15 protein-coding genes are annotated in these 13,247 nt (G+C 62.8%); 8 read left to right on the forward strand and 7 right to left on the reverse strand.

Annotated elements, in window-relative coordinates:
* Nucleotides 1-2: 2 nt before the first annotated feature.
* On the forward strand, nucleotides 3-836 hold the full coding sequence (locus ACTU46_RS12880; RefSeq protein ID WP_443382299.1) for a TatD family hydrolase: 834 nt from the start codon (nucleotides 3-5) through the stop codon (nucleotides 834-836).
* Nucleotides 837-1,112: 276 nt separating this feature from the next.
* The gene (locus tag ACTU46_RS12885; protein ID WP_443382301.1) at nucleotides 1,113-2,285 is read left to right on the forward strand and encodes a transglycosylase family protein; all 1,173 of its coding nucleotides are present in this window, start codon (nucleotides 1,113-1,115) and stop codon (nucleotides 2,283-2,285) included.
* A gap of 18 nt (nucleotides 2,286-2,303) precedes the next feature.
* Here the strand turns inward: ACTU46_RS12885 and ACTU46_RS12890 are convergent, their stop codons facing one another.
* Nucleotides 2,304-2,927: a cyclase family protein gene (locus ACTU46_RS12890; RefSeq protein WP_443382302.1), complete on the reverse strand. Its 624-nt coding sequence runs from the start codon at nucleotides 2,925-2,927 to the stop codon at nucleotides 2,304-2,306.
* 114 nt (nucleotides 2,928-3,041) lie between these two features.
* Here ACTU46_RS12890 and rsmA point away from each other — a divergent pair, with 114 nt between their 5' ends.
* From rsmA to ACTU46_RS12905, 3 genes are all read left to right on the forward strand, one after another.
* Nucleotides 3,042-3,911, forward strand: coding sequence for a 16S rRNA (adenine(1518)-N(6)/adenine(1519)-N(6))-dimethyltransferase RsmA (rsmA, locus tag ACTU46_RS12895; RefSeq protein ID WP_443382304.1), 870 nt, complete (start codon nucleotides 3,042-3,044; stop codon nucleotides 3,909-3,911).
* Entirely contained in the window at nucleotides 3,912-4,877 is a 966-nt protein-coding gene (locus ACTU46_RS12900) for a 4-(cytidine 5'-diphospho)-2-C-methyl-D-erythritol kinase (RefSeq protein WP_443382306.1), read from the forward strand. It begins immediately after the preceding gene.
* A 110-nt stretch (nucleotides 4,878-4,987) separates the two neighbouring features.
* Complete coding sequence (locus ACTU46_RS12905; protein ID WP_443382308.1) at nucleotides 4,988-5,860, forward strand: sugar nucleotide-binding protein; 873 nt, start codon at nucleotides 4,988-4,990, stop codon at nucleotides 5,858-5,860.
* A 78-nt stretch (nucleotides 5,861-5,938) separates the two neighbouring features.
* Here ACTU46_RS12905 and ACTU46_RS12910 read toward each other — a convergent pair whose 3' ends face one another.
* Complete coding sequence (locus tag ACTU46_RS12910) at nucleotides 5,939-6,172, reverse strand: hypothetical protein (protein ID WP_443382309.1); 234 nt, start codon at nucleotides 6,170-6,172, stop codon at nucleotides 5,939-5,941.
* Between the two features lie 134 nt (nucleotides 6,173-6,306).
* Here ACTU46_RS12910 and ACTU46_RS12915 point away from each other — a divergent pair, with 134 nt between their 5' ends.
* A complete protein-coding gene (locus ACTU46_RS12915) occupies nucleotides 6,307-8,121 on the forward strand; it encodes an ABC-F family ATP-binding cassette domain-containing protein (RefSeq protein ID WP_443382311.1) in 1,815 nt (604 codons plus the stop codon).
* Between the two features lie 15 nt (nucleotides 8,122-8,136).
* Here the strand turns inward: ACTU46_RS12915 and ACTU46_RS12920 are convergent, their stop codons facing one another.
* Nucleotides 8,137-8,700, reverse strand: coding sequence for a CueP family metal-binding protein (locus tag ACTU46_RS12920; RefSeq protein ID WP_443382313.1), 564 nt, complete (start codon nucleotides 8,698-8,700; stop codon nucleotides 8,137-8,139).
* 153 nt (nucleotides 8,701-8,853) lie between these two features.
* On the opposite strand from ACTU46_RS12920, the gene ACTU46_RS12925 reads away from it, so the two are divergent.
* Complete coding sequence (locus tag ACTU46_RS12925; RefSeq protein ID WP_443382315.1) at nucleotides 8,854-9,177, forward strand: putative quinol monooxygenase; 324 nt, start codon at nucleotides 8,854-8,856, stop codon at nucleotides 9,175-9,177.
* 80 nt (nucleotides 9,178-9,257) lie between these two features.
* Here the strand turns inward: ACTU46_RS12925 and ACTU46_RS12930 are convergent, their stop codons facing one another.
* Entirely contained in the window at nucleotides 9,258-9,821 is a 564-nt protein-coding gene (locus ACTU46_RS12930) for a DUF6434 domain-containing protein (protein ID WP_443382317.1), read from the reverse strand.
* Between the two features lie 109 nt (nucleotides 9,822-9,930).
* Here ACTU46_RS12930 and ppk2 point away from each other — a divergent pair, with 109 nt between their 5' ends.
* Nucleotides 9,931-10,797, forward strand: coding sequence for a polyphosphate kinase 2 (ppk2, locus tag ACTU46_RS12935; protein WP_443382319.1), 867 nt, complete (start codon nucleotides 9,931-9,933; stop codon nucleotides 10,795-10,797).
* A 120-nt stretch (nucleotides 10,798-10,917) separates the two neighbouring features.
* Here the strand turns inward: ppk2 and ACTU46_RS12940 are convergent, their stop codons facing one another.
* The 3 genes from ACTU46_RS12940 to ACTU46_RS12950 all read right to left on the reverse strand — a co-directional run bounded on the left by ACTU46_RS12940 (nucleotide 10,918) and on the right by ACTU46_RS12950 (nucleotide 12,316).
* On the reverse strand, nucleotides 10,918-11,175 hold the full coding sequence (locus ACTU46_RS12940) for a hypothetical protein (RefSeq protein ID WP_443382321.1): 258 nt from the start codon (nucleotides 11,173-11,175) through the stop codon (nucleotides 10,918-10,920).
* Between the two features lie 347 nt (nucleotides 11,176-11,522).
* Complete coding sequence (locus ACTU46_RS12945; protein ID WP_443382323.1) at nucleotides 11,523-11,831, reverse strand: CBU_0592 family membrane protein; 309 nt, start codon at nucleotides 11,829-11,831, stop codon at nucleotides 11,523-11,525.
* A gap of 23 nt (nucleotides 11,832-11,854) precedes the next feature.
* Nucleotides 11,855-12,316, reverse strand: a complete 462-nt coding sequence (locus tag ACTU46_RS12950) for a CBU_0592 family membrane protein (RefSeq protein ID WP_443382325.1) — start codon at nucleotides 12,314-12,316, stop codon at nucleotides 11,855-11,857.
* Between the last annotated feature and the right edge of the window lie 931 nt (nucleotides 12,317-13,247).

A 13,247-nucleotide genomic window follows, 5' to 3' on the forward strand; every position in this document is an offset into this window, starting at 1 on the left:
CCATGTCCAAGAAGAAACCCCGTCCGAAACCTGAGCCCGCGGAACCGCTTCCCGGGCTCATTGATGCCCACACCCACCTGGCCTCGACCGGGGAGGTGGTGGAACTGCTGGAGCGTGCGGTGGCCGCGGGCGTCGAGAAGCTCTGCACTGTCGGCGATGGACTGGCTGAGGCGGAGGCGGCCCTGGCGGCGGCCCAACACCACCAGCGGGTCTACGCCGCCTGCGGGATCCACCCGACCCGTGCCCATGAGCTGGACGATCTCGCCCGGGCTCGACTATCCGAGATGGTGCGCGATCCGCGCTGCGTGGCGGTGGGCGAGACCGGACTGGACACCTACTGGATCACACACGAGCCGGAGAAGACCGCTTCGCTGGAGGTGCAGGAGGAGGCACTGCGCTGGCACATCGATCTGGCGGTGGCGACCGGCCGTGCGCTGATGATCCACAACCGTGAGGCCGATGAGGACCTGATGCGGGTGCTGGCGGATAGTCCGCAGCCGCGGCACACCATGCTGCACTGCTTCAGCTCGCCGATGGAGATGGCGCGGGAGTCCATCGATCGCGGCTATATTCTGAGCTTCGCGGGCAATATCACCTTCAAACGGAACTCCGAACTCCGGGAGATCGCGGGTCTGGTGCCGCGTGGCCAGCTGCTCATTGAAACGGATGCGCCCTATATGACCCCGGAACCCTATCGCGGGGCCCGTAATGAACCCGCCCTGATCGGACATACCGCGCGTTGTGTGGCGCAGGCCCGCAAGATGGAGACCGGGGACCTGGTGGAGGAGCTCAATGCCACCTTCGATGAGGTCTTCGGGCTGAATCTGCCGGGCTGAGACTGAACCGAGACCCCTTTCGGGGTTGGTTGTGAGCAATCTCATAGCATCGACTTGCCCTGCGGAAACTCGGGGGAATGGGGCCCACGGGGTGCCTGTGGCAATGGGGATCGGCAGCAACCTTCCCCAGAGCGAGTCTGGTTTGTTATCGTACCGTTATTGAATGTGTCCCGGGGTTGCTTTGCAGCCTCGGGGCCGGGCTTTTCCAACAAGCCGAAACGAGAGCCGGCCGGGCGAGCAGGTCGGACCACGAGTAGAGCGAGATTAAAAAGCCTCATGGGTATCCACCAGAAGTCGAGAATCAACCGCGCAGGCATCAAATCCGTTCCGATGCGCCTGGCCGGCGGCAGCGTCGCAGCTGCTGTCCTGGTCGGCGGTGTCTCGATAGCCGCAGCCGCACAGAAGGATGTCATCGTCGACGTCAACGGCGAGCAGATCCCGGTCTCGACCCTGGCCGGTGATGTGCAGGGCGCCCTCGAGGCCGCCGGCATCCAGGTCGACGATCAGGATCTGGTGTACCCGGCTCCCAGTGAGAAGCTGGCCGATGCCACCACCATCAACGTGCGTACCGCCAAGCCGGTCGCGTTGATCATCGACGGGGTCTCCACCGATCTGACCTCCAACGCCCTGACCATCGACGAGCTGCTGGCCGAAGTTCCGGGCGTGGCGGCCGGGGCCAAGATGTCCGCTGAACCCGGCGCCAAGATCCCCGCCGAGGGGATGACCCTCGAGATCACCAAGCCGAAGATCATCGCCGTCAATGACGGCGGCGACACCGTCTACACCTCCATTCCGGCTGCCACCGTGGCTGAGGTGCTCGAGGAGCGCGGCATCGAGCTCGGTGAGCATGACAAGGTGACCCCGGCCCCGGACACCAAGGTCGGCCACAACACCACCATCACCGTGGATCGGGTGAGCATCGAGGAGAAGACCTCCCAGGTGAGCTTCGATATCCCCACCAGCTACGTTGATGACCCGGAGGCACCGGAAGGCGAGGAGACCGTCCGCGAGTGGGGGAAGTCCGGCCTCAAGGACATCACCCGGAAGATCACCACCGTCAACGGTGAGGTCACCGCTGAAGAGGTCCTGAACGAGACCATCCTCAGCGAGCCGGTTCCTGCCGTGATCGCCCGTGGTACCAAGACCGAGAGTGCTCCGGCGGAGGCTGCAGCCTCGGGTGCAGCCGCACCTTCGGTGGGTGGCGGCAGCGTCTGGGATTCCCTCGCCCAGTGTGAGTCCGGCGGTAACTGGTCCATCAACACCGGTAACGGCTACCAGGGGGGCCTGCAGTTCTCGGCCTCCACCTGGGCCGCTTTCGGTGGCACCGCCTACGCTGCCAGTGCGAACCAGGCCTCCCGTGAGCAGCAGATCGCCATCGCGGAGAAGGTCCGCGCCGGTCAGGGTTGGGGTGCGTGGCCCGCCTGTACCGCCAGCCTCGGTATCCGCTGAGTCTGAAGCCTTAGCCCACTACGGAGTATCGGGGATCAGGGCGAGGGGCCGCACCGGGAATCCGACCCCGCCCACCGGTACCGCGAAGGCACACACGATCGTGGCCCCGGTGGCAGGTACCTTCTCGAGGTTATGCAGGTTCTCCACCTGCCAGTGATCATGATGTAGCCACCAGCTCTGGGCCGCCAGGCTGGGATCGGTATCGGGCAGATCATGGCCGATCGCCGTGACCCCACGGGCATGAAGCAGCTCCAGCGCCTCGATGCTCCAGCCGGGGGCGGTCCCGGAAGCTCCCCAGCGCCAACCGGTGTGGGCGGCGACGAAACTCCCCGGGCCAATGGTGCCGTGAACTGCCTCGAAATCAAGAATATCGGCAGCTGTGATGAGATCCGGCCTGGAAAAGGACAGCACGTACAGCGGGAGCACCAGCTCCGCCGGATCGATCTGATCCAGGGTGCGGCCAGCCGGATCGAAATGCCCGGGTGCGTCCACATGGGTGCCCCACGGGCCCACGAAACTGTAGCGGTGCATCAGGAATCCCTCGTGCGCAATGCTCGCCACCGTTTCGGTGATCTGATCCGGATCACCGGGGTAGTGGGGCTGGCCGGGGTGGAATGGGTGGGAGAGATCGATGATCTGCATGATCACTTTCTGAGGGCTGTTCGAGGTGTGCGGACCACGCTATCGGAGTACCCGGCGGGAAACCTCATGGGCGTTGTGCGGGGTTCCGGTCTTTCCCAGGTAGATTGGACAACCATGGAACAACGCGATGAGTCCGCCCAGCTGCTCGGTCCGGTGGAGATCCGGCAGCTCGCCGAGAAGCTCGATGTCACCCCGACGAAGAAACTCGGCCAGAACTTCGTGCACGATCCGAACACCGTGCGTCGGATCGTGGCCGCCGCTGACCTCAGCCCGGAGGACCACGTGGTGGAGATCGGCCCCGGCCTGGGGTCACTGACCCTGGCGCTGGTGGACACCGCAGCCAAGGTCACCGCCGTGGAGATCGATGACCGCCTGGCCGCCGAGCTGCCCGCCACCCTGGCCTGGCGCGCCCCGGCCTTCGCCGATCGCCTGCACATCCTGAACAAGGACGCCCTGAAGATCGAGGCCGGTGATATCGAGGCACCCACCGCGCTGGTGGCCAACCTGCCCTATAACATCTCGGTGCCGGTGCTGCTGCACTTCCTGGCCACCTTCCCCTCGATCCGTCGGGTGCTCGTGATGGTGCAGGCCGAGGTCGCTGACCGGTTGGCCGCCGATTCCGGCTCCAAGATCTACGGGGTGCCCAGCGTCAAGGCCGCCTTCTACGGCGAGGTCCGCCGCGCGGGCTCCATCGGCCGAAACGTCTTCTGGCCGGCCCCGAAGATCGAGTCCGGGCTGGTGCGCATCGACCGCTTCGAACCCGGCACCGAGCCCTGGCCGCTGTCTGAGGAGGCCCGCCGGACCGTATGGCCGCTTATCGACGCCGCCTTCGCCCAGCGTCGCAAGACCCTCCGCGCCGCACTTGCCGGGCACTATGGTGGGGCCGTCCACGCCGAGGAAGCACTGCTGGCGGCGGGCATTGATCCGACCCTGCGTGGGGAGCGGCTCGACGTCGCCGACTTCGTTCGACTGGCAGGTATTTAAATGGGCGTGGATCTCATCCGTGCCCGCGCGCACGCCAAGGTCAACCTGCATCTCGGGGTGGGGGAGGCACGTGCCGATGGCTATCACGAGCTGGTCACGGTCTTCCAGTCCCTGAGCCTGCACGATGACCTTGAGCTGCGGGTGCTGGCCGAGACCGCTCCGGTGGATGGATCCGTGGTTCGCTCCCTGACGTTGAGCGGCCAAGCCAACGGCGTGCCCACCGATTCCAGCAACCTGGCATGGCGGGCCGTCGATAAGCTGGTGTCCGCTTATCGCGCTGAGGGCATCGGCGAGCTGCCGATGGTGGACCTACACCTGCACAAGGGGATCCCCGTGGCCGGTGGCATGGCCGGCGGTTCCGCCAACGCCGCCGCCGCCCTGCGAGCCACCCAAGCCTGGCTCCGCGAATACGCCGATCCGCTGCCCGCATCGGTGCTGGAATCGATCGCCGCGGACCTAGGCTCTGATGTACCGTTTACCCTGCACGGCGGCACCATGCTGGGCACCGGACGGGGGGAAAACCTGATCCCGATGATGGCCCGCGGCGAATACCACTGGGTGCTCGCAGTCTCCTCGGAGGGGCTGTCCACCCCGGCGGTCTTCCATAAACTCGATGAATTGCGCGCCGCCGGACGGGAAATGGCGGAAGCCGGCGATACCGCCAAGCTCAGCCGCGCCTTGCTGGCAGGCAGTGCCGCCGCAGTAGCAGGGGCGCTGGTCAATGAGCTGGAGGCCGCGGCCATCAGCCTGCGTCCCGGCCTGCGGACCATCATCTCTGCGGGTGAAACCGCCGGGGCGCTGCGCGGCATTGTCTCCGGCTCCGGCCCCACCTGCGCCTTCCTCTGCTGGGACGCGGAGCATGCCGCCGAGGTAGCTGCTGAGCTGGTCGACTCTGGCCTGGTGCTGGCCGTGCATACCGCCACCGGGCCGGCCCCCGGTGCGGAATTGCTGCCGGAGACGTTCTAATACCGGGCTAGCGGGCGGAGAAAAGGATCACGGCGGATACCCACCCATCGGTAGGGACCCCTTCCGCTGCCGGATACCGAGTCAACGAGCAAAAGAGGTAGAGCAGCGACATGCCACTCACGGATGACACGGATCAGCCCGCACCCACCGAGATTATTCCGGCCAGGCCAGGACGGACCCTGCTCGTCGGTTGCGGAAAAGTCGGTTCGAGTCTGGGAGAGCGCCTGGTAGCGGCAGGAGAGGAGGTAGTTGCGCTCCGCCGCACCACCGCCGGTCTTCCGGCTTCCTTTGCTGCACTGTCGGTGGACCTCCGGGAACCGGTGCGGCAGGAACTGCCGCAAGTGGACACGATGCTCATCACCCTCACCCCCGGAATGAGCTCGGTCGGAGACCATCCGAATGCTTACCTTGTGGCACTCCGGAATCTCGCGGCAGCCCTGTCTGTCGTGCCTCCCCGGGTGGTGTTCGTCTCCTCCACCAGGGTGTTTGAAGGTCGGACAGGTCATCAGACTCTCACCGAAGATGATGCGCCCGCCCCGGTTACCCCACGGGGAAGGACGCTGTGGGAAGGAGAACTCCTGGCCATGGATCTCTTTGATGCGCATATCGTCCGGCCGGCGGGCATTTATGGGCCTGGCCGGGAGATGATGATCCGGAAGGTGGTGGAGAGGACTCCGGTTCAGTACACGAGGCGGACCAACCGTATCCACGAGGTGGACCTGGTCCGTGCCCTGGAGAAGGTGCTCATGCTGGACCATCCGCCCCGTCTCGTCCATGCCGTAGATCAGAAGCCGGCGTCCCTCGGGGAGGTTGTCACCTTCATCGCGGAGCAACTCGGGATGCAACCACCACCCGCACTGCCCACCGAGCCAGCCACCGGAACTGTCCTTGGCGGGGGACTGCTGCTCAACTTGTTGGAAACGCTGAGCTACCCCACATTTGAGGCAGGGTACGAGCACATCCTGGCTCACCGCACCAGGTAGCTCTCTGCCCTCAGGCAGGGAAATACCAGGTGTGGTGTCGAAGCGGTTCCAGTTGCGCACCCGCACCTGGCCCCGGTGCTAGCGGCTGGAGGACTGGTGGAGGAACCGCTGGTAACCGGGCGCTTCGGTGCGCTCGATGGCGACGGTATGCGGCCGGCCATGCTCGGTGGACCTGGAGTTGTTGTCGCTGCCGACGATCAGGGTGTGGGTTCCATCGGGGGTCTCCTTGCCCGGAACATTGGGGGCCTTGTCGAAGGAGGCGAAGTACCGGGCAGCGGGGCGGATGACATCGGAGGTTGTCGTACCGGTCACCTAACCTGGTCCACATGGCCGGGCTATGAAAAGTGGTGGATATTCTGGGAAAATGTCAGGGACTGCCCAGGAGATTCCAGGTGAACCAGCTGGCCGCTAAAAACCGACCGCCAATGAACTAGGATGGATCCGACATGGCTAATCTGATCAATCTGGAAAATGTATCCAAGTCCTTTGGCTTGAAGACGCTGCTCGACAGCGTGAGTCTCGGCGTGCAGTCCGGCGAACGCATCGGCGTCGTCGGCTTGAACGGCGGCGGCAAAACCACCCTGCTGGAGGTGCTCACCGGGATTGAACCCCCGGACTCCGGCAGAGTCTCCCACATCAGTGGCCTCGCATTCTCGGTGGTCACCCAGCGAGCCGATCTTGACCCGGAATCCACCGTGGCTGAAGTTGTCCTCACTCCGCTGGGACTGGAAACCTACGAATGGGCTTCCAACGCGAAGGTCCGTGAGGTCCTCGGCGGCCTCGGCATCGTGGATCTCGGACTGGACACCAAGGTCGGAGGTCTGTCCGGTGGCGAAAAGCGCCGGGTGAACCTGGCGGTCGCGCTGGTTCAGGACCTGGACCTGATCATCCTCGATGAGCCGACCAACCACCTTGACGTCGAAGGCGTGCAGTGGTTGGCGGCCCACCTGGTCTCCCGCCGTAGCGCGCTGGTGGTGGTCACTCACGACCGTTGGTTCCTGGACACCGTGGCCACCCGCACCTGGGAGGTCCACGACGGTGTGGTCGATGCCTATGATGGCGGCTACAACGACTGGGTCTTCGCCCGGGCAGAGCGCTCCCGACAGTCCGATGCCATTGAACAGCGCCGCCAGAACCTGGCCCGCAAGGAGCTGGCCTGGCTGCGCCGCGGCGCCCCGGCCCGAACCTCGAAGCCGCGCTACCGCATTGAGGCTGCTGAGGCATTGATCTCCAATGTCCCGGCACCGCGTGACAGCGTTGAATTGATGGCGTTTTCGCGTTCCCGCCAGGGCAAGGTCGTCATCGAACTCGAGGATGCCACCATCTCCACCCCCGACGGTCGCGTTCTGGTCGAGGATTTGACCTGGCGGCTGGCCCCCGGCGAGCGCATCGGCCTGGTCGGTGTCAACGGCTCCGGCAAGACCACGTTGCTCCGTGCCCTGGCTGGCGAGAATCCGCTCCAGACCGGCAAGCGGATCGAAGGCAAGACCGTGAAACTGGGTTGGTTGCGCCAGGAACTCGATGACCTCGACCCCAAGCTCCGGCTTCTCGAAGCCGTGCAGCAGGTCGCGGGCTATGTGCAGCTGGGTAAGAAGGAACTCTCCGCCTCCCAGCTTGCTGAGCGGTTGGGCTTTTCCGCCAAGCGTCAGCGCACCCCGGTGGGCGATCTCTCCGGTGGTGAGCGTCGTCGGCTGCAGCTGACCCGAGTACTCATGGCCGAGCCCAATGTCCTGCTCCTCGATGAGCCCACCAACGACCTGGACATCGATACCCTGCAGGAACTCGAATCCCTGCTGGATGGCTGGCCAGGCACCCTGGTGATCATCTCCCACGACCGTTATCTGATCGAACGCGTCGCGGATACCACCTGGGCACTTTTCGGTGATGGAAAACTGACCAACCTGCCCGGCGGCATTGAGGAATATCTCCGTCGCCGTGCCTTGATGGAGGAAGCCAATTCCGGCGTCCTCAACCTCGGCTCAGCTGATAACAGTTCCCCGGATGCGGCCTCCGCTGGCCCGAAGTCGGGGATGAGTTCTCAGGAAGAGCGTGAGCTGAAGAAGCAGCTCAACGCCATGGAGCGTAAGATCTCCAAGATTGATTCGACGATCGGGAAGCTCAACACGGAGATGTCCACCGCCGCCGAGAAGATGGATTCCGCACGGCTCGCCGATCTTGATGCAAAGCTGCATCAGGCACAGGGGGAGCGCGAAGCCTTCGAGCTGGAGTGGCTGGAACTGGCCGACAAATTGGAGCAATAACAGCCAGCTCCTCGGCTAGACCAGCTGCAGGGTAGTCAGGCAGGTCGCGGCTTCGGCATCGGTGGTGATCTCCCGGATGGCGGTGCGCCCCTCGTGCTCAATGGTGAGCGTGGCCGCGATATCACGCGGCAGCCACAGGCCGAGGAAACCATTGTCAAAGGTCTGCATCTGTTCATCGATGAGGGTGGTGCCGTCCTCGGCCACGACCTTGACCTGGATGGGTTGGTTTCCCAGCTCGCCCAGGCAGGTGGTCAGACTGTGATAGAAGCAGTCATGGGTCTGCGTGGCATAGGGGGCCACGGAGACGTAGAACTCATCCGCCGGCATGGGCAGGGAGGTTTCCTGGCCAGCGGCATCAGTGATGATCAGTGCATCAGGGTGGATCGAGGCCATGATATCGCTGCGGCGCTCAGCCACCGGGGTGGTGTCGAGTTCTGCAATAACCTCGCGGGCGTCTCGGTTCTCGAACTCTGCCGCCGAATTCTCAAGCGGCTGCTCAGGGAGCTGACCGGCGGCACAACCGGTGAGGATGAGAAGGGAAGTGGTGAGAGCGGCAGCCGCCGCGACGCGAATCTTCATGCCCCGAACATTACCTAGGTGTACCCGGTTGGGGTATGTGCATAGGCTGTGCCTCCGGTCACGGTGAGGCGGTTTAGGGTGGGTGTGTGCGGCGGCTCAGGCGCCGAGGAACCGGGCGGACATGATCCAGAATCCTCCTATATGGTGGGATCTATGATTCTGATTAATGTTCGTTTCCGCCCGCGCCCCGAGTATGTCGAGAACTTCCGCGAGAAGGTCGCCTCCTACACCGAGGCCACCCGCGCTGAAGAGGGCAACCTCTTCTTTGACTGGTTCCGCAACACCGATGATCCGAATGAGTACATCCTCCTGGAGGGCTTCGCCGATGACGGTGCTGAGGCTCACGTGAAGTCCCAGCATTTCAAGGATGCTACCGAGATGTTCCCGGAGCTCCTGCTGGAGACCCCGGAGATCATCAACACCCTCATCGAGGGCAAGACCGAGTGGGATCGCATGGCTGAGTTCCAGGTCAAGTAACACCACCTCAGCGACATCGCCCGCGCACCGATCCCCGGTGGGCGGGCATTGCTTTGCGACGCCGCCACCGGCCGCGCTTTTCAGGCTCGGCCCCGCTGATCAATGGGTTGGCTGCGGTAGGCCCGCCAGGCGCTGCGTAGCTGCGCCGGTGTCCCCTCAGGGTGATCCCGGTGCCAAGCGCGGGTGAAGCGGTTGTACTCGAACTGCGGGTCGATACTGCCCGGTACCTGTTCCCGGGTGACGTGCCAGTGGTTCAGGGCGTCGGCAAGCGTCTGGGTGCCGTCGGTGTTCGCAAAGAATTCCCGCATGGGGGCATCGAAATGAAAGCCCGTCCCGAGCTGCTGAGTGAACCAGGCACGTAGTACCTGGCTGCAGCGCTGTCCAGCCGGAATCTCGGTCCGGGCGCTGAGCTCGCCGCTCAGTTGACGGCTCCGGGATCGGCGGATTACGGCCGGCTCCGGGAGGTTCTCACCAGCCAACTTTGCGGCGATTCTCCTGGTCAGCAGATCTTTAGCACCGGAGGTGGGGATACCCAGTTCCCGGGCGAAGCTGATCAGCTCCTCCTTCAACCAGTACCAGCGCTGGAACTCCCGGGTGGAGATCCCGGGTTGCAGGGCGGGGCGGGCGTCGGGACGTTCTTTCATCGCTGTGAGGTCCTTGGATCGGCTTGGGGGAGAAGTTTCTGAGATCCGGTGCGGCCCTTGTCGGGATGGTGCGACAGGACGCAAAACTCTCCGGGGTATTCTCATTATCATGACAAAGAAGGACACGAGCGAGCAGAAGAACAGCACCCCGAAGTTGTCCAAGCGAGACTATGAGGCTGAGTTGAAGCGGCTCCAGGCCGAGCTGGTCGATATGCAGCAGTGGGTGGTCGAAACCGGTGCGCGCGTGGTCATCATCATGGAGGGCCGTGATGCGGCAGGTAAGGGCTCCGCCATCAAGCGGATCACCCAGTACCTGAACCCGCGGACGGCGCGGATCGAGGCGCTGCCGGCCCCGAACTCCCGGGAACAGGGCCAGTGGTACTTCCAGCGTTATGTGGAGAAGCTGCCCACCGCCGGTGAGATCGTCATCTTCGACCGTTCCTGGTACAACCGTGCCGGAGTGGAGCGGGTGATGGGCTTCTGTACCTCGCAGGAGTACCGCCGTTTCCTGCACCAGGCCCCGATCTTCGAGCGCCTGCTCGTCGAGGACGGCATCATGCTGCGCAAGTACTGGTTCTCCGTCTCTGATGAGGAACAGATCACCCGCTTCGAGGACCGTCTTGAGGATCCGTTGCGCCGCTGGAAGCTCTCGCCGATGGACCTGCAGTCCATCACCCGCTGGGAGGACTATTCCCGGGCGAAGGATGAGATGTTCATCCACACCGATATTCCCTCCGCGCCCTGGTACACCGTGGAATCCGAGGACAAGAAGCGCTCCCGGATCAATGTGATCAGCCACCTGCTCTCCACGATTCCCTATGAGAAGATCGATCGTCCGTTGCCGAAGATCCCGAAGCGGCCGAATAGTGAGCGCGAGTACCACCGCCCGCCGCGTGAGGAATTCCGCTACGTCCCCGATGTGGCGGCGAAGCTTGAGGAGAAGCGGAGCAAGGACAAGAAGAACAAGAAGAAGTAGCTCGATGCCGGGAGACCACCTGGGGCGGTGATGGCTCCCGGCGAAGCGGGTGGGACACACAATCGGACCTGCCACCGGAAAACGGTGGCAGGTCCGATTGTGTTCAGTCGGGCAGGTTTCTCAGCGGCTGTTCTTGAGGCTCTGACGGTCAGGTGTGCCAGGGACCCGGTGCCCCGCGCCCAAGTCGATGGGGGTCTTCACTTTTCCAAAAGCTGCGGCAAGAATAATGTGGGCCAGCAGCAGGAACCCGAGGATGATGCTCGCGGCCGAGAGGACCGTGGCGAGAGTTCCGTCGAGGCCGATCAGCCAGACTCCGACGAGGAAGAAGACGCAGGCGAGCGTGCTTTCGATGGTGATGCGTAGGAATAGGCGTGCCATGGTTACCTCCGGTAAGTGTTTTCCTTAACAGCCTAAATGAAGTCCTGGGAGTACCTGGTTTTCTACCGGGTAAGGGTTTTACTCCCTTGGCGGGAGCCGTGGAGGGTGGCCGACGCTGGGCGTCGGAAAGGTACCGGGGATCCATTGACCACTGCGTGAGCGGGGTGATCGGCCGTCCAAGATCAGATCTCGGGCCGCCACCAATGAAGACTTCACCGCCGAAGGCGATGTGGGTGATGGGCCGGACGCGGCGACGATCGATGCCTTGAGTTTCACGATCCGGCGTTGCCGCGCTGGGATACCCGCCCTACCCGGCGACCATGACCTCTATCCGAACGATCTCTTCATTATCTGGCTGGGACGCTCACCAGGACAGCTTCCGTGTCGACCACATCATTCGACGCCTTTTTCTTGTGGGTAAAAATCTTCCACAAAAACCCCACGGCAACGATGACCCAGACAATCTCAGTGAGCAACAGGCCGGGGTTAAAAGGCGAGACGGCGGTATACGCAAAACCGAGCGCACCTAGGACGTTCAACGCCTGGTATATCGGGGAATCCGTGGTCAGCACGCCGAAGTTCATCAGCCCGTACGCCAGGACGAGAAAGATACCGGCGATGATGCCGATCTCATGGGAAAATGTCAAAGGTTCCACGATTCACACTCTTTTCTGGTCAGCTACGCAGCTATGAGGCACGGGGTTGGGGCGGTCGACGGGATGGGGGCGGTCGAAGGAGTCGGGGAGGACTTCTGGGTACGGCGTTTCACCCAGATCGAGATGATGCCGTAGAGGCCCAGCAGCGCCCAGACCAGTTCGGCCCAGAAGACGCCGGCGTTCATTGGATTGGCGGCGGAGGCGGCCAAGAAGCCAGCGCCGGTGAAGTTGAGGATTTGATACGTGTAATGGTCTGGGGTGAGTTTTCCCATGTTAAGTAGCGTGAACGCGACCAAAAGGGCTGCTGAAGCGATAAGACCAAGGAACACCATTGCTGACATAGCGGGTGTCCTTCCTGTTCGAGGACTGTGTTGACTTATGCGTAACGGGGCCGCTGGCTGCGGCGTTCCGTTTTTTAGATGAGGTATTCCCGCTAGGACAACATGGTGAACCTCTCTGAGGCATCGGCCATGGTGTGACTTCATAGTCCACGGTATGAGGAACGCGCATTATAAAAAGCATGATCTCAACTCCCGTACCCCTGTTGTTTACCGCAGGGAGGGTTGATCTTCGTCGAGGTGCTGGTTGCATATGCACATAGAGTTGTCAGGCTTACTCTTCATGGGTGAGCAGGCAGCCCGGGATGGGTGGGGATTCCACCAGTCCGGACCACAGCGGGAGTGTGCAACAGTATCTTCTCGGGAACGCGGGCCCGCAAGTTATGGGGGTGGGGGGTCAATGAAAAGTTCTAGGAATGGCTTTCGTCAAGCTCGGTAGGTGACGCACAGCTGTCGAAGGACAGCTTTTCCGCAACGTCACGGGGCGGTTCCGGGATTGATTGAGTTGCTGGGGCCGCAGCGCGGAACCAGCAGGGATTTTGTGTCCCTGGCGCCGCTCCAGCAGGTACTGCAGGAACATCAGTTTGTTATGGAGATCAGAGCTCGTCAGCGGCGATCTGCACGATCACGAACCAGGGGATGAAGAAAAAACTTCATCATGCTCAGCTTCACATTGAGGCTCCTGAGGAACTCATGCCAGAACTTTGAAATTATGCCGCTGGACGACGGCGATGGAGGGAATCGCGGCGATGAAGATCAACCCCACAGCCCAGTATCCTAAAACGTCTGACCAGGCGAAAATGGACCCTATTAAAAGGAATATCGCGATCATTCGCAGAGCGTAGAGCTCACCAGGATGATGGGTGGGGCGTCCAAAGAACTGGGGGATCTTCTCAGTGGGATTGGCTATGCGCAGTCGCTGGTAGCTGACCGTGAATAGTACAGCGCCCGCCAACCATGCAAGTGAACCCACAAACAATCCCATTCGCTCACTTCAGCATATGGTCGGGACGTCCACAAGTGGGGAGAGGCCCCACTCTGTAGGTCCGTGTTACGGCGAGGTATTTGGTAGCAGTAG

The sequence above is a fragment of the Corynebacterium sp. A21 genome, from assembly GCF_052266655.1.
Taxonomy (GTDB): Bacteria; Actinomycetota; Actinomycetes; order Mycobacteriales; family Mycobacteriaceae; genus Corynebacterium.

What these genes read in the sequence shown, in the direction of transcription:
- ACTU46_RS12930 (WP_443382317.1), bottom strand. Translation starts at nt 9,821, where the DNA reads ATGAAAGAACGTCCCGACGCCCGCCCCGCCCTGCAACCCGGGATCTCC.
- ACTU46_RS12950 (WP_443382325.1), bottom strand. Translation starts at nt 12,316, where the DNA reads ATGAAGTCACACCATGGCCGATGCCTCAGAGAGGTTCACCATGTTGTC.
- ACTU46_RS12900 (WP_443382306.1), top strand. Translation starts at nt 3,912, where the DNA reads ATGGGCGTGGATCTCATCCGTGCCCGCGCGCACGCCAAGGTCAACCTG.
- ACTU46_RS12885 (WP_443382301.1), top strand. Translation starts at nt 1,113, where the DNA reads ATGGGTATCCACCAGAAGTCGAGAATCAACCGCGCAGGCATCAAATCC.
- ACTU46_RS12940 (WP_443382321.1), bottom strand. Translation starts at nt 11,175, where the DNA reads ATGGCACGCCTATTCCTACGCATCACCATCGAAAGCACGCTCGCCTGC.
- ACTU46_RS12905 (WP_443382308.1), top strand. Translation starts at nt 4,988, where the DNA reads ATGCCACTCACGGATGACACGGATCAGCCCGCACCCACCGAGATTATT.
- ACTU46_RS12925 (WP_443382315.1), top strand. Translation starts at nt 8,854, where the DNA reads ATGATTCTGATTAATGTTCGTTTCCGCCCGCGCCCCGAGTATGTCGAG.
- rsmA (WP_443382304.1), top strand. Translation starts at nt 3,042, where the DNA reads ATGGAACAACGCGATGAGTCCGCCCAGCTGCTCGGTCCGGTGGAGATC.
- ACTU46_RS12890 (WP_443382302.1), bottom strand. Translation starts at nt 2,927, where the DNA reads ATGCAGATCATCGATCTCTCCCACCCATTCCACCCCGGCCAGCCCCAC.
- ACTU46_RS12915 (WP_443382311.1), top strand. Translation starts at nt 6,307, where the DNA reads ATGGCTAATCTGATCAATCTGGAAAATGTATCCAAGTCCTTTGGCTTG.
- ACTU46_RS12920 (WP_443382313.1), bottom strand. Translation starts at nt 8,700, where the DNA reads ATGAAGATTCGCGTCGCGGCGGCTGCCGCTCTCACCACTTCCCTTCTC.
- ACTU46_RS12880 (WP_443382299.1), top strand. Translation starts at nt 3, where the DNA reads ATGTCCAAGAAGAAACCCCGTCCGAAACCTGAGCCCGCGGAACCGCTT.
- ppk2 (WP_443382319.1), top strand. Translation starts at nt 9,931, where the DNA reads ATGACAAAGAAGGACACGAGCGAGCAGAAGAACAGCACCCCGAAGTTG.